Annotated in this window: 19 protein-coding genes and 1 pseudogene; 14 read left to right on the top strand and 6 right to left on the bottom strand. The window is 68.3% G+C overall.

Annotated elements, in window-relative coordinates; all coding sequences use genetic code 11:
* The first annotated feature begins 145 nt into the window (after positions 1-145).
* The 12 genes and pseudogenes from H9L41_RS13730 to H9L41_RS13675 all read left to right on the top strand — a co-directional run bounded on the left by H9L41_RS13730 (position 146) and on the right by H9L41_RS13675 (position 14048).
* Positions 146-2830 (top strand): motility hub landmark protein FimV, encoded by a 2685-nt coding sequence (locus H9L41_RS13730; RefSeq protein WP_169730205.1) that lies wholly within the window; start codon positions 146-148, stop codon positions 2828-2830.
* 94 nt (positions 2831-2924) lie between these two features.
* Positions 2925-3707, top strand: coding sequence for a tRNA pseudouridine(38-40) synthase TruA (gene truA, locus H9L41_RS13725; protein WP_028446839.1), 783 nt, complete (start codon positions 2925-2927; stop codon positions 3705-3707).
* 21 nt (positions 3708-3728) lie between these two features.
* Entirely contained in the window at positions 3729-4349 is a 621-nt protein-coding gene (locus H9L41_RS13720; RefSeq protein WP_028446840.1) for a phosphoribosylanthranilate isomerase, read from the top strand.
* A gap of 27 nt (positions 4350-4376) precedes the next feature.
* Positions 4377-5600, top strand: a complete 1224-nt coding sequence (trpB, locus tag H9L41_RS13715; protein ID WP_034607383.1) for a tryptophan synthase subunit beta — start codon at positions 4377-4379, stop codon at positions 5598-5600.
* A gap of 61 nt (positions 5601-5661) precedes the next feature.
* Positions 5662-6465: a tryptophan synthase subunit alpha gene (gene trpA / locus H9L41_RS13710; protein ID WP_028446842.1), complete on the top strand. Its 804-nt coding sequence runs from the start codon at positions 5662-5664 to the stop codon at positions 6463-6465.
* A 79-nt stretch (positions 6466-6544) separates the two neighbouring features.
* Positions 6545-7410 (top strand): annotated as a pseudogene (gene accD / locus H9L41_RS13705) (acetyl-CoA carboxylase, carboxyltransferase subunit beta).
* A gap of 108 nt (positions 7411-7518) precedes the next feature.
* A complete protein-coding gene (folC, locus tag H9L41_RS13700) occupies positions 7519-8787 on the top strand; it encodes a bifunctional tetrahydrofolate synthase/dihydrofolate synthase (protein WP_028446844.1) in 1269 nt (422 codons plus the stop codon).
* Between the two features lie 9 nt (positions 8788-8796).
* A complete protein-coding gene (locus H9L41_RS13695; RefSeq protein ID WP_028446845.1) occupies positions 8797-9519 on the top strand; it encodes an SPOR domain-containing protein in 723 nt (240 codons plus the stop codon).
* Positions 9516-10007, top strand: a complete 492-nt coding sequence (locus H9L41_RS13690) for a CvpA family protein (protein ID WP_028446846.1) — start codon at positions 9516-9518, stop codon at positions 10005-10007. The genes H9L41_RS13695 and H9L41_RS13690 overlap by 4 nt, the downstream gene beginning before the upstream one ends.
* A 45-nt stretch (positions 10008-10052) precedes the next feature.
* Complete coding sequence (purF, locus tag H9L41_RS13685) at positions 10053-11591, top strand: amidophosphoribosyltransferase (protein WP_028446847.1); 1539 nt, start codon at positions 10053-10055, stop codon at positions 11589-11591.
* A gap of 405 nt (positions 11592-11996) precedes the next feature.
* Positions 11997-13115, top strand: coding sequence for a helix-turn-helix transcriptional regulator (locus H9L41_RS13680; protein WP_028446848.1), 1119 nt, complete (start codon positions 11997-11999; stop codon positions 13113-13115).
* 114 nt (positions 13116-13229) lie between these two features.
* A complete protein-coding gene (locus tag H9L41_RS13675; protein WP_028446849.1) occupies positions 13230-14048 on the top strand; it encodes a DMT family transporter in 819 nt (272 codons plus the stop codon).
* A gap of 3 nt (positions 14049-14051) precedes the next feature.
* Here H9L41_RS13675 and H9L41_RS13670 read toward each other — a convergent pair whose 3' ends face one another.
* The 3 genes from H9L41_RS13670 to H9L41_RS13660 form a co-directional block, all read right to left on the bottom strand.
* Positions 14052-14630, bottom strand: coding sequence for a thermonuclease family protein (locus H9L41_RS13670; protein ID WP_157462022.1), 579 nt, complete (start codon positions 14628-14630; stop codon positions 14052-14054).
* A complete protein-coding gene (gene hpnC, locus H9L41_RS13665; protein ID WP_028446850.1) occupies positions 14627-15469 on the bottom strand; it encodes a squalene synthase HpnC in 843 nt (280 codons plus the stop codon). Before hpnC ends, H9L41_RS13670 begins: the two co-directional genes overlap by 4 nt.
* A gap of 104 nt (positions 15470-15573) precedes the next feature.
* Positions 15574-15792, bottom strand: a complete 219-nt coding sequence (locus H9L41_RS13660) for a hypothetical protein (RefSeq protein ID WP_028446851.1) — start codon at positions 15790-15792, stop codon at positions 15574-15576.
* 179 nt (positions 15793-15971) lie between these two features.
* Between H9L41_RS13660 and H9L41_RS13655 the strand changes: the two genes are divergently transcribed.
* Positions 15972-16274: a PilZ domain-containing protein gene (locus H9L41_RS13655; protein WP_051319147.1), complete on the top strand. Its 303-nt coding sequence runs from the start codon at positions 15972-15974 to the stop codon at positions 16272-16274.
* A 73-nt stretch (positions 16275-16347) separates the two neighbouring features.
* On the opposite strand, the gene H9L41_RS13650 is transcribed toward H9L41_RS13655, so the two are convergent.
* Positions 16348-17991, bottom strand: coding sequence for a methyl-accepting chemotaxis protein (locus H9L41_RS13650; RefSeq protein WP_028446853.1), 1644 nt, complete (start codon positions 17989-17991; stop codon positions 16348-16350).
* A 108-nt stretch (positions 17992-18099) separates the two neighbouring features.
* Here H9L41_RS13650 and nudC point away from each other — a divergent pair, with 108 nt between their 5' ends.
* Positions 18100-18921: an NAD(+) diphosphatase gene (nudC, locus tag H9L41_RS13645; protein WP_028446854.1), complete on the top strand. Its 822-nt coding sequence runs from the start codon at positions 18100-18102 to the stop codon at positions 18919-18921.
* A gap of 24 nt (positions 18922-18945) precedes the next feature.
* Here the strand turns inward: nudC and H9L41_RS13640 are convergent, their stop codons facing one another.
* Together H9L41_RS13640 and H9L41_RS13635 are read right to left on the bottom strand one after the other, a co-directional pair.
* A complete protein-coding gene (locus tag H9L41_RS13640; RefSeq protein ID WP_028446855.1) occupies positions 18946-19707 on the bottom strand; it encodes a competence/damage-inducible protein A in 762 nt (253 codons plus the stop codon).
* Positions 19708-19814: 107 nt separating this feature from the next.
* The gene (locus H9L41_RS13635; RefSeq protein WP_034607386.1) at positions 19815-20537 is read right to left on the bottom strand and encodes an ABC transporter ATP-binding protein; all 723 of its coding nucleotides are present in this window, start codon (positions 20535-20537) and stop codon (positions 19815-19817) included.
* Positions 20538-20545 lie beyond the last annotated feature (8 nt).

Here is a 20545-nt window from a genome sequence, read left to right as displayed (position 1 = left end):
CGTGGGTAACCCCATGATGTTAATTTACTTGTTGCAATAACGAATCCGCAAAAGGGTGGGAGCCGTGCGAATCAAATCAAAACTCAAAGCCACCGTCATGGCCGTGGCGATGGCAGCGATTCCACTCGCTGCGCAGTCGGCTGGCTTGGGTCGATTGAATGTGCTGTCCGGGCTCGGGCAGCCTCTGCGCGCGGAAATCGACCTGGTCGCCGTGCAGCCGGGCGAAGTCGAGTCGCTGCGCGCGGCGCTCGCCTCGGTCGAAGCCTACCGCGAAGCGCAAATCGATTACCCGCCGACCGCGCTCGGCCTGCGTTTCAATTTGGATAAGCGCCCGAACGGGCAATATTTCATCGCGGTTAATTCGGCGCAATCGCTGAACGAGCCCTTTCTCGATTTTCTGGTCGAATTGAAATGGGACGGCGGCCGCGTGCTGCGCGAATATACCGCGCTGCTCGACCCGGTCGGCTATAACCCCAACGGCGTGACCGCCGCTCCGGTGGCCGGCCGGCCGGCCGCCGCGCCGGCCAGGCCGCAGCCCACGCTGGCCCCGCAGCCGGCCAAGCCGATGGTGGCCGCCAAGCCCGAACCCGTCGCCAAGCCGGCTCAGGAAGCGGCTCCGGCGCCGTCGGGCCAGACCCATACCGTGCAGCAGGGCGAGACCCTGGCCGGCATCGCCCGCCAGAATCAGGTCGACGGCGTGAGCCTCGAGCAGATGCTGGTCGGGCTCTACCGCGCCAACCAGGGCGCATTCGACGGCAACAACATGAACCGGCTCAAAAAGGGCCGGATTCTTACTGTGCCGAGCCGCGAGACGCTGACCGAGGTCGATCGCCAGGCAGCGATCCGCGAGGTCAAGGTCCAGGCCGACGACTGGCGCAGCTACCGTGCCAAGCTGGCCGGTTCGGCCGGTGCCTCGCAGGCCGACCAGGCCCCGGGCAGCGGCAAGATCACCGCCAAGGTCGAAGACAAGGCCGCCTCGCAACTGCCGGCCGCCAAGGACACGCTCAAACTGTCCAAGGGCGACGAGGGCAAGCTGCGCGAGCGCATGCAGTCGCTCGAGGAAGAAGCCTCCGCCCGCCAGAAGGCGCTGGCCGAGGCCAACCAGCGCGTCAGCGAGCTGGAAAAGACCAACAAGAAGCTCGAAGAGCTGCTGGCGCTCAAGAACAAGCAGGGCGCCGAGCTGCAGAAGCAGGCCGAAGCCGCCAAGGCGGCCGCGGCCAAGCCGGTGGAGAAGGCGGCCGAGGTCAAGCCGACCCCGACGCCGGCGCCCACCCCGGCTCCGACGCCGGTCCCGGTCGAACCGCCCAAGGTCGAGGCCAAGCCGGCCGAGCCCGCGGCAGCCGAGCCGGCCGCCGAGGCCAAGCCGGTCGAGGCGCCGACTCCGGTCCTGGCCCCGCCGCCGGCCGAGACGCCCAAGCCCAAGAAGAAGCCGGTCTTCGTGCCGGAGCCGGAACCCGAACCTTCGCTGCTCGAGAACCCGCTGGTGCTCGGCGGCGGTGCGCTCGCCGTGCTGGCCGCGATCGGCGGCGCCGTCTTCGCGATGCGCCGGCGCAAGCGCGGCAATTTCGAAGACAGCGTGATCACCGGTTCCGACCTCAAGTCCAACACCATGGTCGGCAACACCGGCGGAGCCGTCATCAGCACCGGCGTGACCGAGAACTCCTTCCTGACCGACTTCAGCCGCGCCGGCCTCGGCACCATCGATACCGACGAGGTCGACCCGATCGCCGAAGCCGAGGTCTACATGGCCTACGGCCGCGATGCCCAGGCCGAGGAAATCCTCAAGGATGCGCTGACGCGCGACGGCAGCCGCCAGGAAGTCCGCCTCAAGCTGCTCGAGATCTACAGCGGCCGCAAGAACGTCGCGGCGTTCGAACAGCTCGCCCAGGAGCTCTACGCCGGCACCCAGGGCCAGGGCCCGCTGTGGGCCCAGGCGGCTGAGATGGGCCGCGGCCTCGATCCGCACAACTCGCTCTACCAGCACCAGGCACCGGTCGATACCAACGATCTCGACAAGACCATGGTGCTGTCGGCCGGCACGCTGAGCGCGCTGGCCGAAGGCAAGGCCGAGAACCTGCTCGACACCGCCCAGCCGGTGGTGGACGTGGCGGGCGACCTCGACTTCCAGCTCGGCGACATCGAGGAACCTGCTGCGCCTGCCGCGGAGGCCGACACGCTCGACTTCGACCTCGGCTTCAATGCGGCTGCGCCGGCGCCAGCTCCCGTGCCGCAGGCTGCGGCTCCGCAGCCCGAACCGGTCGAAGCCACGATGGTCGACGTCGCGCCGGCCGAGGATGCTTCGCTCGATTTCAACCTCGGCGACTTCAACCTCGACCTGCCGGCCGCCGCGGCCGAGCCGGCCCCGGCGCCGGTCGCACGGCCCGACATCAACGACGGCATCCTGTCGCTCGACATTCCGCTGGAACTGGGCGGCGATGCCAAGCAGCCGGCCATGCCTTCGTTCGACCTGGCCGAACCGGTGCTCGCCCCGGCCGAGCTCGAATCGCCCGACCTGGCCTCCGATCTCGACTTCAACTTCGACCTGGGCGAGCCGGCCGCTGCCGGTGGCGATGCCTCGATCGACGCCGCCGCGCTGGACCTGGGCGACATGAACATCGATCTCGACGTGGCGCCGGAGCCGGCCAACGGCAGCGACATCATCGATTTCGGCGCCGAACTCGACGATCCGGTGACCACCAAGATCGACCTGGCCCGCGCCTATATCGACATGGGCGACAAGGAAGGCGCACGCGAGATCCTGCAGGAGGCGCTGCACGAAGGGAACTCGGAGCAGAAGTCGACGGCGGAATCGCTGCTCGCCCAGCTCTAAGCGCCCGCTATACTTCCTGTCGGCGTGGACCGCTCAGCGGTCCACGCCTTTTGTTTTGTCCGGCGGCCGCGATCCGCCGCAACCGGGAGACGGCATGCGCATCGCGCTCGGCCTTGAATACGACGGACGCGCCTTCTGCGGCTGGCAGTCGCAGCCGAACGGACTATCGGTGCAGGACACGCTCGAGACCGCCATCGCCCGTCTCGCCGGCGCGCCGGTGCGCCTGCATGCGGCGGGTCGGACCGACGCCGGCGTGCATGCCAGCCTGCAGGTCGCCCATTTCGACACCGGCGCAGTCCGCCCGCTGACCGCCTGGGTGCGCGGCGTGAACAGCTTCCTGCCGCCGAGCATCGCGGTACGCTGGGCGCGCGAGGTCGACGAGGCCTTCCATGCACGCTTTTCCGCAACGGCGCGGCACTACCGTTACCTGCTGCTCAACCACCCGGTCCGCTCCGCGCTGCTGGCCGGACGGGTCGGCTGGCACCATGCGCCGCTCGACCTGGCGGCGATGCAGGCCGCGGCCGTGCTGCTGCTGGGCGAGCACGACTTCTCGAGCTTCCGTTCCTCGGAGTGCCAGGCGGCCAGCCCGGTCAAGCACTTGACCCGGTTCGAGATCGCCCGCGACGGCGACCTGCTGCGCTTCGACGTGTCCGCTGGCGGCTTCCTGCACCATATGGTGCGCAACCTGATGGGGGCGCTGATCCATATCGGCAAGGGCGCCATGCCGCCGGACTGGATGGCTGAACTGCTGGCATTGCGCGACCGGACGGTGGCGCCGCCGACCTTCATGCCGGATGGCCTCTACTTCGCCGGAGTGAGCTACCCGGCCGCCTTCGAGATTGCCAGCGAGCCGTGCTTCCGCCACTATCTGGTCTGATATTTCCTGCAGCTTCCCGGTATGCACCCACGAGTCAAAATCTGCGGCCTGCGTGACGTCGCCATGGCCAACAAGGCGGCTGCGCTCGGCGCCGACGCCATCGGCCTGGTGTTCTACGAGCCGAGCCCGCGCCATGTCTCGATCAATATGGCGCACGAGATCGTCGCCTCGCTGCCGCCCTTCGTCACCAGCGTCGGCCTGTTCGTCGATGCCGAGCACTCGCTGGTCGATGGCGTGCTGCGCACCCTGCCGCTTGACCTGCTGCAATTCCACGGCGACGAGCCGCCCGAATACTGCCGCTCTTTCGGCCTGCCCTACATCAAGGCGGTACGGGTGAAACCCGGTGTCGATTTGCTAGAATTCGCCGACCGCTACGCCGACGCGCGCGGCCTCCTGTGTGATGCCTGGTCGCCGGCCGCGCCCGGCGGCACCGGCGAGCGCTTCGACTGGGGCCTGCTGGCCAAGGACTTGTCGCTGCCGATCGTGCTGTCCGGCGGGCTGTCGCCCGATAACGTCGGCGAGGCGATCCGTTCGGTCCAGCCCTGGGCGGTCGACGTCTCCAGCGGCGTCGAGGCCGAGCGCGGCGTCAAGGACCCGGCCCGCATCGCAGCCTTCATCGACGCCGTCCACGCGACCCGCTGACCGCGCCACCGTTTCACGGAAAGACCCATGCATATCAGTGATCTGCCCATTCCCGCCAGCTACGACCTGCCCGACGGCCGCGGCCGCTTCGGCGACTACGGTGGCATCTACGTCGCCGAAACCCTAATGGCGGCGCTGGACGAGCTGCGTACCGAATACGAGAAGGCCCGCGTCGATCCGGACTTCATGGCCGAATACCGCTACGAGCTCAAGCACTACGTCGGCCGGCCGAGCCCGATCTACCACGCCAAGCGCTGGTCCGAGCAGCTCGGCGGCGCGCAGATCTATCTCAAGCGCGAAGACCTCAACCATACCGGCGCGCACAAGATCAACAACACCATCGGCCAGGCGCTCTTGGCGCGGCGGATGGGCAAGAAGCGCGTGATCGCCGAGACCGGCGCCGGCCAGCACGGCGTGGCCTCGGCCACCGTGGCGGCCCGCTACGGCATGGAGTGCGTGGTCTATATGGGCTCCGAGGACGTCAAGCGCCAGGCCGCCAACGTCTACCGCATGAAGCTGCTCGGCGCCACCGTGGTGCCGGTCGAGAGCGGCTCCAAGACGCTCAAGGACGCGCTCAACGAAGCGATGCGCGACTGGGTCACCAACGTCGACCACACTTTCTACATCCTCGGTACCGCGGCCGGGCCGCATCCCTACCCGATGCTGGTGCGCGACTTCCAGGCCGTGATCGGCGAGGAGTCGAAGGTCCAGATGCTGGACCTGGCCGGCCGCCAGCCCGATATGGTGGTGGCCTGCGTCGGCGGCGGCTCCAATGCGATCGGCATGTTCTATCCCTATATCCAGGTGCCCGGCGTGCGCATGGTCGGCGTCGAAGCCGGCGGCGACGGCGTCGCGACCGGCCGCCATGCCGCGCCGCTGAGCGCCGGCCGGCCCGGCGTGCTGCACGGCAACCGTACCTACCTGATGCAGGACGAACACGGCCAGATCATCGAGACGCATTCGATCTCGGCCGGCCTCGACTACCCGGGCGTCGGCCCCGAGCACAGCTATCTCAAGGACATCGGCCGGGTCGAATACACCGCGGCCGACGACGACGAGTCGCTGGCGGCCTTCCACGAGCTGTGCCGTACCGAGGGCATCATCCCCGCGCTCGAGTCGAGCCATGCGCTGGCCTATGCCCGCCGCGTCGCGCCGACGATGGCGCGCGACCAGATCATCCTGGTCAACCTGTCCGGCCGTGGCGACAAGGACATCCCGACGGTCGCCAAGCTGTCCGGCATCGAGCTGTAGACACCCCGCGCACACCTTCAAACACCGGCCGCCGCGGCGGCCGGCTACCGTTCCCAGGCTTATGTCCCGAATCCAGAACACTTTCGCGCGTCTGAACGAACATCAACGGCAGGCGCTGATCCCCTTCATCACTGCCGGCGATCCGCACCCGGCGGCGACCGTCGGCCTGATGCACGCCCTGGTCGCCGGCGGCGCCGACATCGTCGAGCTCGGCGTACCGTTCTCCGACCCGATGGCCGACGGCCCGGTGATCCAGAAGGCGTCCGAACGCGCGCTCGCGCACGGCACCAGCCTGGCCGACGTGCTCGACATGGTGCGCGAATTCCGCCGCCGCGATGCCGAGACGCCGGTGGTGCTGATGGGCTACGCCAACCCGGTCGAATCGATGGGCTACGAGGCGTTCGCAGCGCGCGCGCGCGAGGCTGGCGTGGATGGCGTGCTGACGGTCGACCTGCCGCCCGAAGAGGCCGGCGGCCTGGCCGAGACGCTCAAGTGCCACGGGCTCGATCCGATCTTCCTGCTGGCCCCGACCACCCCGTCGTGGCGCGTGGCCGAGGTGGCCAAGCATGCCAGCGGCTATGTTTACTATGTGTCGCTCAAGGGCGTCACCGGTGCGGCGACGCTCGATCTCGCCAGCGTGGCGGCCAAGCTGGGCGAACTGCGCGGCGCGCTGAGCCTGCCGATCGGCGTCGGCTTCGGCATCCGCGACGCGGCGTCGGCCCAGGCCGTGGCGCGCGTGGCCGATTCGGTCATCATCGGCAGCCGGCTGGTGCAGGAGATCGAGGAGCACGGCGCCGACGCCGCGCCGAGGCTGACGGCTTTCCTGCGCGAGATGCGTACCGCGATGGATGCTGCAAGGCAGTAAAATCCCAGGGCCGCTGCTGCGGCCCTTTGTATTTTCAAGCGCTCGGTCGAATTGCGGCCGGCGCCGGAGACGATGAAGCATGAGTTGGTTGCAAAAGCTGTTGCCCCCAAGATCAAGGCCAAGCCCACCGGTCCGTCCAAGTCGATGCCCGAGGGTTTGTGGAGCAAGTGTTCCGCCTGCGAGGCGGTGCTGTACCGCACCGACCTCGACAACAACCTCGACGTCTGTCCCAAGTGCGGCCATCACAATGCCGTATCGGCGCGGCGCCGGCTGGACCTGATGCTCGACGTCGAAGGCCGGGTCGAGATCGGCAGCGAGGTCCGTCCGACCGATTTCCTCAAGTTCAAGGATTCCAAGCGTTATCCCGAGCGGCTCGACGCCGCGCGCGACTCGAGCGGCGAAGAGGATGCGCTGGTGGTGATGCAGGGCGCGATCCATTCGCTGCCGGTGGTGATCGCCGCGTTCGAATTCAAGTTCATCGGCGGTTCGATGGGCTCGGTGGTCGGCGAGCGCTTCGTGCGCGGCGCACAGGCCGCCATCGACAACGGCTGTCCCTTCATCTGCGTGTCGGCCTCGGGCGGGGCGCGCATGCAGGAAGGCCTGATGTCGCTGATGCAGATGGCCAAGACCAGCGCGATCCTCACCAAGCTCGCCGACAGGGGCTTGCCTTTCATTTCGCTGCTGACCGACCCGACCATGGGCGGCGTGTCGGCCTCGTTCGCCTTCCTCGGCGACGTGGTGCTGGCCGAGCCGGGCGCGCTGATCGGCTTCGCCGGCCCGCGCGTGATCGAGCAGACCGTGCGCGAGACGTTGCCGGAAGGCTTCCAGCGCGCCGAGTTCCTGCTGGAGAAGGGCGCGATCGACCTGATCGTCGATCGCCGCGAGCTGCGCCAGAAGCTGGCCGATCTCCTGACCCTGCTGATGCGGCAGCCGGCCATCGCCTGATTCCGCCTTTGGCCGATCGCGGGGGACGCGAAGGATACAAACGGGCGAAAGCCTTATATCCTTCGCGTCCCCCGATCCATTGAGGGCGCCCGCGAGCGCGCATCCGACATGTCTTTCGACGCCGACAGCCTGGCCGCCTGGCTGGCCCACCTCGAGCAACTGCATCCCAGCGCCATCGACATGGGCCTCGAGCGTGTCGCGCGCGTGCGCGACGCGATGGGCCTGGCGCCCGATTTCCCGGTGGTGGTCGTTGGCGGCACCAACGGCAAGGGTTCGACCTGCGCCATGCTGTCCGCCGCGTACCGCGCGGCCGGCTTCAAGGTGGGCACTTATACCAGTCCGCACATCCTGCATTACAACGAGCGCGTCGCGATCGACCTGCTGCCGGCGGACGACGCGGCCATCGTGGCGGGTTTCCGCGCCGTCGAGGCGGCCCGCGGCGACACTTCGCTGACCTATTTCGAATTCGGCACGCTGGCCGCGATGCACCAGTTCATCGCGGCCGGCGTCGAGGTAGCGGTGCTCGAGGTCGGCCTCGGCGGCCGGCTCGACGCGGTCAATGTGTTCGAGCCCGACGTCGCCGCGGTGGTCAGCGTCGATATCGACCACCAGGCCTTTCTCGGCGACGACCGCGAGAGCATCGGCTTCGAGAAGGCCGGCATATTCCGGCCGGGCAAGCCGGCCTTCTGCGCCGATCCGAATCCGCCGCGCGCGCTGGTCGAGCAGGCCGAGCGGATCGGTGCCGAGCTGCAGCTGATCGGCCGCGATTTCGGCTATGTCAACGAGACCACCCAGTGGCGCTGGCGCGGCCGCAACGGTCAGAAGCCCGGCCTGCCGTTCCCGGCGCTGCGCGGCGCCTACCAGCTCGGCAACGCCAGCCTGGTGATCGCGATCCTCGATGCGCTGTACGCGCGCCTGCCGGTCGGCATCGGCGACCTCAAGCGCGGCCTGCTCGAGGTCGAACTGCCGGGGCGCTACCAGGTCCTGCCGGGCCGGCCGTCGATCGTGCTCGACGTGGCCCACAATCCGCACGCGGCGGCGGCGCTGGCGCAGAACCTGCTCAACCAAGGCTTCTTCCAGGCCACCCATGCGGTGTTCGGCATGATGGCCGACAAGGACATCGCCGGCGTGGTGGCCTGCCTGAAGGACCGCATCGAGGTCTGGCACGTGGCGACCCTCGATACGCCGCGCGCGGCCACGGCCGAGGCGCTGGCGCGGGCGATCGTAGCGGCCGGCGCGCAGGGCAGGGTGCAGATCCACGGCTCGATCGCCGAGGCCTTCGCCGCCGCGCGGTCGGCGGCCGGCGAAAATGATAGAATCGCGGCCTTTGGATCGTTCTATACCGTGGCCGGCGTCCTCGCGCTCGGACCACGCTGACCATCGCCCATGGCCGACGCCCCGATCAGCGAAGAACTCACTGCCCTCAAGAAACGTGCGCGCCGCCGCCTGGTCGGCGCCATCGCGCTGGTCCTCGCCGCCCTGGTCGTGCTGTGGACGGTGATGGACGACAAGCCGCCGCAGAGCCTGGTGACCCAGCCGGTCGCCATCGTCAGCAATACGCCGGCGCTGTCGGGGACGGTTCATCCGGTGCCCGCCGTCGAGGCCGTACCGCCGGCGGCACCCTCCAGCCAACCCGCGCCGACGCTCGCGCCGCAGGTCGTGCCGACGAAGCCGACGCCGGTTCCGACCCCGCTGCCGACGCCCACTCCCAGACCCGAGTTGCGGCCCGAACCGGCCAAGCCGGCCGAGAAGCCATCCGAAACCCGCCCGACCGAGCCCAAGCGCGATCCCGCCCGCATCCTGGCCGGCGCCGAAGAGCCCGCCCACACCGCCGCCAAGCCGACCGAGAAGCCTGTGCCGCAGGCGGACGACAAGCCGGCCGGCAAGTTCTATCTCCAGATCGGCGCCTTCGCCGACAAGAGCAAGGCCGACGCGCTGATCGCCAAGGCGCGCGGCGCCGGCGTCGGACTGCAGTCCGAGACGGTGCGGACCGACAAGGGCGAATTGACTCGTCTGCGCGCCGGCCCCTATGCCAGCCGCGAGCTGGCGGACAAGGCGCACGAGCGATTGGCCGGCGTCGGCGTGACCAGCAGCGTCATCGGTAAATGACCGGCTTCGACTACGCGGTACTGGCCATCCTCGGCATCTCGGTGCTGCTGGCGGTGCTGCGGGGCGGGCTGTCGGAAATCCTGTCGCTGGCGGCCTGGGTGCTCGGCTTCTGGCTAGCGCAGCGCTATGCCGCGACGGTCGGGGCGATGTTGCCGGCCGACGTGCCGACGCCGGAGCTGCGGCTGATCGGCGGCTTCGTCGGCATCCTGCTCGGCGTCTGGTTCGTTTCGGCCATCGTGCGCATCACGCTGGCCCAGTTCATCAAGGCGACCGGCCTCGCGCCGGTCGACCGGCTGCTCGGCGCGGTGTTCGGCCTGGCGCGCGGCGTGCTGATCACGCTGGCACTGGTGCTGGTGGCCGGCATGACCACGCTGCCGCGCCAGCCGATCTGGCGCGATGCGATGTTCAGCCCGCCGCTCGAGGCGCTGGCGGCTACGCTCAAGCCCTGGCTGCCGGCCGAGCTGGCCAGCCGTATCAAGTTTGAATGAGCCGGCCGCCGGCCGGTTCCGGATTCAGTAAAGCAAGGAAGCATCATGTGCGGCATTCTCGGTGTGGTGGCGAAGACACCCGTTAACCAACTGCTCTACGACGGCTTGCTCGTCCTGCAGCATCGCGGCCAGGACGCCGCCGGCATCGTTACGGCCGAACCCAACGGCGTGATGCATATGCACAAGGGGCAGGGCCTGGTGGCCGACGTGTTCCGCACGCGCAATATGCGTTCGCTGATGGGCAACGTCGGCATCGGCCACGTGCGCTATCCGACCGCCGGCTCGGCCTCGAGCCTGGCCGAATCGCAGCCGTTCTACGTCAACAGTCCGTTCGGCATCGTGCTGGCCCACAACGGCAACCTGACCAACCACAAGGAATTGAAGGAGGCGATGTACCGCAACGATCTGCGGCACATCAACACGCATTCCGATTCCGAAGCGCTGCTCAACGTGTTCGCCTTCGAGCTGCAGAAGCGGGTGGTCGGCTTCGCGCTCAAGCCCGACACGATCTTCGACGCGATCGCCGCGGTACATCGCCGGGTGCGCGGCGCCTACGCGGTGGTGGCGGTGATCGCCGGCTACGGCCTGGTGGCTTTCCGCGATCCGCACGGCATCCGGCCGCTGGTGCTCGGCGAGCACGACACCGCCGACGGCCGCGAGCTGCTGGTCGCATCCGAATCGGTCGCGCTCGATACGCTGGGTTTCAAGATGGTGCGCGACATCGCTCCGGGCGAGGCGATCTTCATCACCATGGACGGCGAGCTGTACAGCCGCCAGTGCGCCGACAAGCCGCAATTGGTGCCCTGCATCTTCGAACACGTCTATTTCGCCCGGCCCGATTCGGTCATGGACGGCATCTCGGTCTACCAGGCCCGCCTCAACATGGGCGACAACCTGGCCGACAAGATCCGCCGCGAGCTGCCCGAGCTCGACATCGACGTGGTGATCCCGATCCCCGACACCAGCCGCGCCAGCGCGCTGCAGCTGGCCAACCACCTCGGCCTGCCGTATCGCGAGGGCTTCCAGAAGAACCGCTACATCGGCCGCACCTTCATCATGCCGGGCCAGGCGACGCGCAAGAAGTCGGTCCGGCAGAAGCTCAACCCGATCGCGGTGGAGTTCGCCGGCCGCAACGTGCTGCTGGTCGACGATTCGATCGTGCGCGGCACCACCTCGAAGGAAATCGTACAGATGGCGCGCGAAGCCGGCGCCAACAAGGTGTATTTCGCGTCCGCGGCACCGCCGGTCCGTTATCCGCACGTCTACGGCATCGACATGCCGACCCGCGCCGAGCTGATCGCGACCGGCCGCAACGACGCGCAGATCGCCGCGGAAATCAGCGCCGACGCGGTGTTCTATCAGGATCTCGATGCGCTGGTGCAGGCCGTGACCGATGCGAGCGGCGGCAAGATCTCGTATTTCGAGACCTCGTGCTTTTCGGGCGAGTACATCACCGGCGATGTCGACGAGGCCTACCTGGCCGAGATGGAAAACCGCCGTGCGAGCCCGCTGTCGAAGGATGCGGACAGCGGCAGCCGGGTGCTGGACATGAATGTCGGGGTCGCCGAGCAGAACCTGATCTGATCTTCGGATCAGCCGCCGGGAAATCGGACGGTGGAAATGGATCGGGCGACTCATCTGAGTCGCCCGTCCTTTTTTGTTTCCGCATGGCGCCGATCGTTGAGGCGTCTCGCTGCGGAATCCGATGGCCATCGACTAGGTCGCCGGCCGCGAGGGACTTCCCCTCCCCGAGATTCCTCCTCCTCGGGCGGAGACTTGAATGTAGTCGCCTGCAATGGGGCCGTCATCCCCATATGGTGGACATTTGGGCTTGCTACGGAATCATCTTGAATATTGCCGCAACGCTGTTAGGCTCTGTCGACATAAAGTCAGGCGAGGCCATTTCTGCCGAAAGGCTTATGCCACGTAGTCCAGGAAAGAATACTGCGGCATGTCAGATATGCCAGGGTCGCGAGGGAGCGACCGCAGATGGTCGATAACAAGCTGAAACAATACGACACGCTGGTCACCACCATCCATGCGGCGGTGCTCGAGCCGTCGAAATGGGAAGGATTGCTCAAGCGCATCGGCGAAGCCGTCGATGCCTGTTCCGGTGCGTTCTACCTGCGTGATCGCTCGAACGGCATGCCGACGCAATGGCACGCCTTCGGGCTGGAGGAGTCGGTCCGGCGTGCCTACATCGAGCGCTATATCGCGCTCGATCCGTGGTCGGCGGTGGTGAGCCGCTATCCGGTCGGCCGCTGGGTGGCCGAGCACGAGCATTTCGACGACCGCTTCGTCGCCGGCGATGAATTCTTCCAGCGCTACATGCTGCCCAACGGCTTGCGCCACATCGTCGGCACCCGGACCTTCGACGACGGCATCACGGACGGCCTGATCGGCTTCCAGCGCGGCATCGGCACGCAGGTCTTCGGCGCCGCCGAGCTGGAGCTGCTGAGCCGGTTGTCGCCGCACCTGGAGCTGGCCTGCCGGCTGTCCACCGAGTTTTCGCGCCTGCGCATGCAGGCCGCGGTCGCCCGCCAGGCGCTCGATCGGCTGGTGGCGCCGCTGTGGGTGGTCGATGCCGACGGCAGGGTGCTGTTCGCCAACAGTGCGGCCGAACAGGGCGGTGTGCTGCCGGGCGTGTCGGTCCGGAACGGCAAGCTGGTGGCCGAGACCGCCAGCGTGGCGGCCCGGCTGGCGCAGCGCCTGCAGGACGCGACCAAGCGCACGGCGCAGAGCGGCGCGCTGGCGCTCGACCGGCCCGACGGCGGCCGGCTGACGGTGCTGGTGGCGCCGCTGCCGGCCGATTCGCCGCTGGTGGTCGACTGGCAGCGCCCGCTGGCGCTCCTGATGGCGCACGATCCGAACGCGGCGGAAGCGCAGCCGCTCGACGTGCTGGCCGCCCTGTACGGTCTCTCGCCGGCCGAATGCCGGCTGGCGGCGCTGCTGCTCGAAGGCGCGACGCCGAGCGAGGCGGCCGCTCGCCTGTCGGTCCAGGTCTCGACGGTGCGCACCCAGCTCAAGTCGATGTTCTGGAAGACCGGCACCCATCGCCAGGGCGAGCTGCTCAAGCTCCTGTCCGGCGCGCTGATGCTCAAGGCCTGAACGCCGGGGCGGCGCTTATATTGCGGTGCAGCGGCAGGGCGGGGAGGGGCGGCACGGTAGAATGCGGCCATGCTTCGAGTTCCGCCCGCCTTGTCCCGCTCAGGTCCGTTCTGGATGCTGGTCGCGTCCTTCCTGTTCGCCTGCATGGGCGTGTTCGTCAAGCTCGGCGCCGGCCAGTTCAGCCCGGCCGAGCTGGTGTTCTACCGTTGCTTCATCGGCCTCCTGGCGGTCGGCGGCGTGGTGGTCCTGCGCGGCGGTTCGCTGGCTTCGCCGGTGCTGGGCAAGCAGTTCACCCGAGCGATCGCCGGTACCGCCTCGCTGATGCTGTATTTCTACGCCATCGTGCACCTGCCGCTCGGCACCGCGGTGACGCTCAACTACACCTCGCCGCTATTCCTCGCCCTGCTCACCACGCTCTGGCTGCGCGAGCGCCCGTCGCCGCAACTGCTGGGCGCGGTCGCTCTGGGCTTCGTCGGGGCGGTGTTGCTGCTGCGGCCGACCTTCGAGCGCGAGCAGTGGCTGGCCGGCCTGCTCGGGCTGGGGTCTGGCTTCGGCGCCGGCATCGCCTATCTGAACGTGCGCATGCTGGGCGAGTCGGGCGAGCCTGAGTGGCGCACCGTGTTCTACTTCTCGCTGATCGCGACCGCGGCGGCCGGCGTCTGGATGGTGTTCGACCGCTTCAGCCCGGTCACCTGGCGCAACGTCTGGCTGCTGATCGGCATGGGCGGCTGCGCCACCGCCGCGCAGCTGGCGCTGACGCGCGCCTACAGCTGCGGCCGCACGCTGGCGGTGGCCAGCCTGGCCTATACCACCGTGGTCGGCGCCAGCCTGTTCGGCTGGCTGATCTGGGGCGACGCGCTCAGCGCGACCAGCTGCCTGGCGATGCTGCTGATCGTGGCGAGCGGCCTGATCACCAATCTGACCAAGCGCTGAGGCTCAGCGCCGGCCGGCGTGGCGGAAGTCCCAAGGCGCGGTCGGCGCGTCGTCGTGCCACAGCCCTTCCTGCCGGTTGCGTGCAGTACGCTCGGCGTCCTGATAGCGTTCGAACGAGTCGGCAGGCTGATCCTTGCGCGCATAGTGCAGGTAGTGCCAGGCCATGCCGGCGGCGAGCTGGGCTTCGCTGACGTCGCGTCCCTCCACCAGCACGTCGCCGAGCAGGCGGCCGTAGCGGTCGCGGCCATGTTCGCGCACGACGACGGCACGGCCGAACACCTGCTTGGCCAGCGCTTGCCTGGCACGCGTACCCCAGGGCTGGTCGTGCTCGGGCGCGTCGATATAGGCCAGCCGCACGCGTTCGCGCTGGCCGGCTTCGGTCAGCACTTCGAGCGTGTCGCCATCGGCCACGCCGATGACGCGGCCGTGCAGCTCGGTGCCGGCCACCGGTGCGCCGAAGGCGCCGCCGAGTTCGCCTTGCCAGGCCATGAAGGCTGCGACCGCCAGTGCGGCGACGGCGCCGAGGCGGACGCTCCAGCTGCGTCCGCCGCAGGCGCGCTGCAGCAAGCGGAACAGGCTCATGAGCGGATCCGCCGCGGCAACAGCGCACGCAGCACCAGTCCGGGCCAGTCGCGCCCGGTCAGCGTCGGCCGGCGCTCGAACACGTCGTAGTCGACCGCCGCGATCTTCTGCAGGATGCGGTCGCCACCGAGCACGGTGAGGCGGATCTCGAGGCCGAGCCGGCCGGGCAGGGCGGTGCCGAGCGGAGAACCGGCGCGCAGGATGCGGCGCGTGCGGTCGAGCTGGAAGGCCATCAGCGCGCGCCAGGGGCCGTCGTTGCGGCCGGCCGCGATGGCGGCCTCGTCGACGCCGTAGCGCGCCATCTCGTCCTGCGGCAGGTAGATGCGGTCCTTGCGCCAGTCGATGGCGATGTCCTGCCAGAAGTTGATCAGCTGCAGCGCCGAGCAGATGCCGTCGGACCAGGCCAGGTTGCGCGGGCTGGCCTGGCCGGCCAGGTGCAGCACGATGCGGCCGACCGGGTTGGCCGAGCGGCGCGCGTACTGCATCACCTCGCCGAAGTCGGCGAAGCGGGTTTTCACCACGTCCTGGGAAAAGGCGTCGAGCAGGTCGCGGAACAGCCCGATCGGCACGTCGCACGCGCGGATGACCTCGCGTTCGAGATCGCGGAACAGCGGTGTCTGAGGGGCCTGGCCGGCTTCGATGCGGTCGAGCTCGGCGCGGTAGCCGTCGAGCAGCGCCAGGCGTTCGGCCGGCGTGCGCTCGCCCTCGTCGGCGAAGTCGTCGGCGCTGCGCGCGAAGCGGTAGACGATGGAGACGGGCCGGCGCATCGGCCGGGGCAGCAGCAGCGAGGCGACCGGGAAATTCTCGTAATGGTCGACGGCGTAGGTTTCGGTGGTCATGGGCGCGGATTATACGGCCCGGCGCACGCCGGATTCCGGCCGGAACGGCGGCGGAAAAGGAAACGGGCCGCTTTGAGCGGCCCGTGGTCTATCGCACGCGTCCTTTATACGTAGACGTCGATCTTGCTGCGCTGCTTGGCCATCATGCTGGATGTCTGGTTGGCTTGCTGAACCCGCTCGAGCCCTGCCTGGGAGATGGCCTGCTTCTTGTTGTCCAGGCGGTTCACGTTGGCCTGCACATCGTTCATCACCAGCCGCACCGATTCGTGCAGGCTTTGCGACATGCTGGAACTGAAGTTCCGTACCGCGTTGAGATCGGCCATCGTGGGCTCCTGTCTTTTATAAGTGGATCAGCTTTGTTCAATATACATCGGCTGCAGCGCGGCGGACAAACCGTCGGTCGAGGACGCAGGGTGGCCGGATGAGGCTGGTTTAGCTTATTCTGATGTAGTTTCCAGTCCCTTCCTTTCACCATGAAGCCAATCGCCCCGAGGTCATCCGCATGAGCCGCGACCAGCGCACCGCGCGTCGCGTACCGGTCATCTGCCCGGCCCGGATCCGTACCCTCGATCTCGGCCCGAGCCACTACGGCACCTGCACCGACCTGTCGGTCGGCGGCCTGACGCTGCAGAGCAGCTTCGTGCCCAAGCACGACGAGGAACTCGAGGTCACCGTGATGCCGCCGCGCGGTGCCAACCTGGCGCCGCAGCCGATGACGGCGCGGGTGCGGGTGCGGCGCTGCCACGAGGTCGAGCGCGGCGTGTGCTACGAGATCGGGGTGGAGATCGTCGAGATCGTCAGCTGACCCGACGTATCCAGGTATTCCCAAAACAAACGGCGACCCAAAGGTCGCCGTTTGTTTTGGTCGGCCTACGCCGCTATTCGGTGCGGAACACCGCCAGCGTACGGTCGAGCCGGGTCGAGGTCTCGCCGAGCCGGCGCGCCGCCTCGCCCATGCCTTCGGCCTTGTCGCGGTTGGCGTGCATGGTGTCGTTGAGCGCGCCGAGCGCGCCGCGGATCGCCTCGACCGCCTGCCGTGCCGCGTCGGCATCGGTCGCGGTCTCGCCGACCACGCCGCTGGTCTGCGCCATCAGCTCGGCGGTGCTGGCGATCGCCTCGTCGACGGTGCTCGAGGCGCTGACCAGGCCGTCGATCTGGCGCGCCTGGTCGTTCACCTGGCGGCTGGTGGCTTCGATGGTGGAGAGGATGCGATTGACCATGTCGTTGGTCTTGCCCAGCGTCTCCTGCGTCTGGCCGGCCAGCTTGCGCACCTCGTCGGCCACCACGGCGAAGCCGCGGCCCTGTTCGCCGGCTCGGGCGGCCTCGATGGCGGCATTGAGCGCCAGCAGGTTGGTCTGGTCCGAGATGTCGGCGATGGTGCGCAGGATGCCGGTGATCTCGCGCACATTGGTCGACAGCGTCTGGAACGCGCCGGTGAATTCGCGGTTGGCGCGTGCGCCGGCCTCGATCTGGCCGGTCATCGATTCGATCTGGCGGCGCGCCTCGGCCAGCTTGGATTCGACCTGGCCGATCTCGCGGCTCAGGCTGCCGGCGCGTTCGGCCGAGTTGGCGGTCACCGCCGCGATCTCGTCGGCGCGACGAGTCACTTCGTCGAGGCCTTCGGACGCGCCGATGGTGTCCTGCGAGATCGCGGCGGTCTGCTCGGCGAACTCGGTCGACAGCGCGGCATTGCCGCTGGCGGCCGACTTGGCCTCGGCCAGCGCGGCGCGGAAGCTGGTGGTCAGCTCGTTGAGGTTGCGCGCGATATTGCCGAGCTCGTCGCGCTGGCTGGCGTCGACCTTGAGCGCCAGGTTCTTGTCGCGCGCGATGCGGTCGATGGTGCCGCTGATGCCCTGCACGCGGCGCACCAGCAGGGTGACCAGGCCATAGGAGATACCCATGCCGATCAGGAAACCGACCGCGCCGATACCGAGCGACTGGATCAGCGTGCTGCGCAGTTCGGCCGCGACGTGGTCGATGTTCACGTCGGCGCCGATCACGTACAGCAGGCCCTGTTCGGTCTTCTTGGGAATGAAGACCGAGCGGAAATGGCCGTACTGGTCGCTGTATTCGTCGTAGTTCTGGCTGTTCTGCGCGAAGGCGCGCTTGAGGCCGGCCGTGGGCGCGGGATGGGCCGTGAAATGCTTGCGGTAGAGCTCTTTCTTCTTCTCTTCCTCGTTGAAGGCGTCGGCGAGGAAGACGTATTTGCCGTTGTTCACCGTCATGAAATACAGGTGGGCGAGCCCGACCTTGTCGGTCAACTGGTCGAGCTTGACGCCGTTGCGCGTGTATTCGCTGTCGGAAATGGTGTTGGCGCCGTTGCCGCGCTGCAGGTAGCTGTCGCCGACCAGGTCCGGCGCCGCGTTGGCGGCGGCGGCCAGGCGGCCGTCGATGCCAGCCAGGACGGCCTGGGATTTGAGGTAGTAGGCGTAGCCGGTGTACAACAATCCGGTGATCAGGTTGGCGACGAAGAACATCGCCAGCAGTTTGGCCTTGAGCGACCAGTCCCTGAATTGCGGCATGTATGAATCTCCCCTGTGCTCGTGCTGCCAATGATGATGGCGTATGCAATCACTATAAGCGATGACGGTGGACGATATACTGCCGCTTTCCCGTCTGGTGTCCCGTCCATGGCCGTTTTCCAGCCTTCGATCCGTCCCGTCGAACCCGCCAGCGAGCAGGTTTGGCGCTTTGCCTTCGTCGCCGGCCGCTTCCTGGTGCGCGAGGCCGAAACCATCGAGCTGGCACCGCTGGCCTGGCCGGAATTCGCCGCGGCGGCGGCCGATGCCCACTACCTCGGCCGGCTCGAAGGCCGCGACTGCTGGGCCTGCACGCTCGAGGCCGAGCCGGCCGGCTGGCGCGCGGTACCGCTGCGCAGCGCGATGATGGGCCTGGATGCGCCCTTGATGATGCTGGCGGCGCGTGCCGCCCAGGTGATCGAGTGGGATCGCGCGCATCGTTTCTGCGGCGCCTGCGGCACGCCGACCGAGCGCATGGAGGCGGAGCGTGCGCGCGCCTGTCCAGCCTGCCGGCAGGTCGCCTACCCGAGGCTGAGTCCGGCCATGATGGCGCTGGTGTGGCGCGGCGAAGAAGTCCTGCTGGCGCGCTCGCCCGGCTTCACGCCCGGGGTGTTCAGTGCGCTGGCCGGTTTCGTCGAACCGGGCGAATCGGTCGAGGAATGCGTGGCGCGCGAGGTGATGGAGGAGGTCGGCGTGCGCGTCGACCGGCTGCGTTACTACGGCAGCCAGAGCTGGCCGTTTCCGCACAGCCTGATGCTGGCCTACACGGCCGAATGGGTCGGCGGCGAGATCGTGCCGCAGCCCGGCGAGATCGAGGAGGCCGGCTGGTTCCATATCGACGCGCTGCCGGGCATTCCGCCGCGCTTCAGCATCGCCGGCCACCTGATCCGCGACAGCGTGGCGGCCATGCGGGCCGGCCGCTCGCTGCGCTAGCCCGGCGGCCGCACACGGCCCCGCTCAGCTCGCGCCGGGCGCGGCGAGGGTCGCATAGCCGCGTTCCGCCAAGGCCGCTCGCAGCGCGTCGCTCGCCGTCCGCGCCGCTTCCGGCGCGCCGGTGAACGAGAACTCGATATGCGGCCCGGCATGCCGCGCGTTGCCGTAGCTCGGCAGGCAGGACAGCCGCACCTCCGGATGGGCGGCGACCATGCGCTCCATCGTCTCGATCAGATCGCCTTCCTTCGCCCCGGGCACGATGAAGCCGAGGGTCGTCCGCGCTTCGCCGAGGCCGGCGTAATGCGTATCGAGCACCCAGCGCAGCATCGGCCAGGCCATGTCGGGGAAGCCCGGCACGAAGTGATGGCGGCCGAGCGTGAAACCGGCGACCTGGTTGACCGGGTTGGGGATCAGCGTACAGCCGTCCGGCAGCTGCGCCATGCGGATGCGGTGAGGCCGGGCTGCCTCGCCGAAGCGTGCTTCGATCAGCGCGGTGGCCTCGGGATGCTGGATCAGCGCGACGCCGGCCGCGGCGGCGACGGACGCACGGGTGTGGTCGTCCGGCGTGGCGCCGATGCCGCCGAAGCTGAATACGATGGCGTCGCCCTGCAGCGTCTCGCGGTAGAGCGCGGCCTGGGCGGCCGGGTCGTCGCCGACGTAGCGCGCCCAGCTCAGCGTGAGTCCGCGGCCGTTCAGTTCTCTGGCCAGCGCGGCCAGATGCTTGTCTTCGCGCCGGCCGGACAGAATCTCGTCGCCGACGATGACGGCACCGAACGATGGGGACATGGCAACCTCCTGCGGCAGGGTAGGGGAGGGCATCCTAGCACTCGCCGTGGCCGCGAATAAAAACGGCCCGCACGAGGCGGGCCGAACGTACTTCCCTGTGATCGAACTCACTCGCCGAGATAGGCGTGCTGCACCTTCTCGTTGGCCAGCAGCGCCTCGGCGCTGTCGGCATAGGTGATGCGGCCGCTTTCCATCACGTAGCCACGGTTGGCGGTCTTGAGCGCCAGCTTGGCGTTCTGCTCCACCAGCAGCATGGTCACGCCCTCGGCGGCGATCTGGCGGATGATCTCGAAGATCTTCTGCACGATGATCGGCGCGAGGCCCATCGACGGCTCGTCCAAGAGCAGCAGCTTGGGGCGCGACAGGATGGCGCGGCCCATGGCCACCATCTGCTGCTCGCCGCCCGACAGCGTGCCGGCCAGCTGCTTGTAGCGTTCCTTCAGGCGCGGGAACAGTTCGTAGACGCGTTCGAGGTCCTTCTGGATCTCGGCCTTGTCGTTGCGATAGTAGGCGCCCATGTACAGGTTCTCTTCCACCGTCAGGCGCGGGAAGATGCCGCGGCCTTCCGGCACCATGGCCAGCCCGCGCGAGACGTAGTGGTGCACCGGGATGCGGGTGCTGTCCTGGCCGTCGTAGCGGATGGTGCCCGCGGCCGGCTTGACCATGCCGACCAGCGTCTTCAGCGTGGTGGTCTTGCCGGCGCCGTTGGCGCCGATCAGCGCGACCAGCTCGCCTTGCTTGATCTCGAGGTCGATGCCCTTGACCGCGTGGATGCCGCCGTAGGCGACCTGCAGGCCCTTGACTTCGAGCAGTGTCTTTTGTTCGCTCATGCTATGTC

The organism is Chitinimonas koreensis, assembly GCF_014353015.1.
Classification (GTDB): Bacteria; Pseudomonadota; Gammaproteobacteria; order Burkholderiales; family Chitinimonadaceae; genus Chitinimonas; species Chitinimonas koreensis.
Note: the sequence above shows the minus strand (reverse complement) of the source record. Positions and strands in the feature narration are given on the sequence as shown.

Bases quoted from the DNA above. Each gene is read 5' to 3' on its own strand.
- H9L41_RS13660 (WP_028446851.1), bottom strand. From the start codon at position 15,792: ATGGCCGATCTCAACGCGGTACGGAACTTCAGTTCCAGCATGTCGCAA.
- H9L41_RS13675 (WP_028446849.1), top strand. From the start codon at position 13,230: ATGCTGGTCGCGTCCTTCCTGTTCGCCTGCATGGGCGTGTTCGTCAAG.
- purF (WP_028446847.1), top strand. From the start codon at position 10,053: ATGTGCGGCATTCTCGGTGTGGTGGCGAAGACACCCGTTAACCAACTG.
- H9L41_RS13635 (WP_034607386.1), bottom strand. From the start codon at position 20,537: ATGAGCGAACAAAAGACACTGCTCGAAGTCAAGGGCCTGCAGGTCGCC.
- H9L41_RS13690 (WP_028446846.1), top strand. From the start codon at position 9,516: ATGACCGGCTTCGACTACGCGGTACTGGCCATCCTCGGCATCTCGGTG.
- H9L41_RS13695 (WP_028446845.1), top strand. From the start codon at position 8,797: ATGGCCGACGCCCCGATCAGCGAAGAACTCACTGCCCTCAAGAAACGT.
- H9L41_RS13680 (WP_028446848.1), top strand. From the start codon at position 11,997: ATGGTCGATAACAAGCTGAAACAATACGACACGCTGGTCACCACCATC.
- trpA (WP_028446842.1), top strand. From the start codon at position 5,662: ATGTCCCGAATCCAGAACACTTTCGCGCGTCTGAACGAACATCAACGG.
- truA (WP_028446839.1), top strand. From the start codon at position 2,925: ATGCGCATCGCGCTCGGCCTTGAATACGACGGACGCGCCTTCTGCGGC.
- H9L41_RS13650 (WP_028446853.1), bottom strand. From the start codon at position 17,991: ATGCCGCAATTCAGGGACTGGTCGCTCAAGGCCAAACTGCTGGCGATG.
- H9L41_RS13640 (WP_028446855.1), bottom strand. From the start codon at position 19,707: ATGTCCCCATCGTTCGGTGCCGTCATCGTCGGCGACGAGATTCTGTCC.
- nudC (WP_028446854.1), top strand. From the start codon at position 18,100: ATGGCCGTTTTCCAGCCTTCGATCCGTCCCGTCGAACCCGCCAGCGAG.
- folC (WP_028446844.1), top strand. From the start codon at position 7,519: ATGTCTTTCGACGCCGACAGCCTGGCCGCCTGGCTGGCCCACCTCGAG.
- hpnC (WP_028446850.1), bottom strand. From the start codon at position 15,469: ATGACCACCGAAACCTACGCCGTCGACCATTACGAGAATTTCCCGGTC.
- H9L41_RS13670 (WP_157462022.1), bottom strand. From the start codon at position 14,630: ATGAGCCTGTTCCGCTTGCTGCAGCGCGCCTGCGGCGGACGCAGCTGG.
- H9L41_RS13720 (WP_028446840.1), top strand. From the start codon at position 3,729: ATGCACCCACGAGTCAAAATCTGCGGCCTGCGTGACGTCGCCATGGCC.
- H9L41_RS13655 (WP_051319147.1), top strand. From the start codon at position 15,972: ATGAGCCGCGACCAGCGCACCGCGCGTCGCGTACCGGTCATCTGCCCG.
- trpB (WP_034607383.1), top strand. From the start codon at position 4,377: ATGCATATCAGTGATCTGCCCATTCCCGCCAGCTACGACCTGCCCGAC.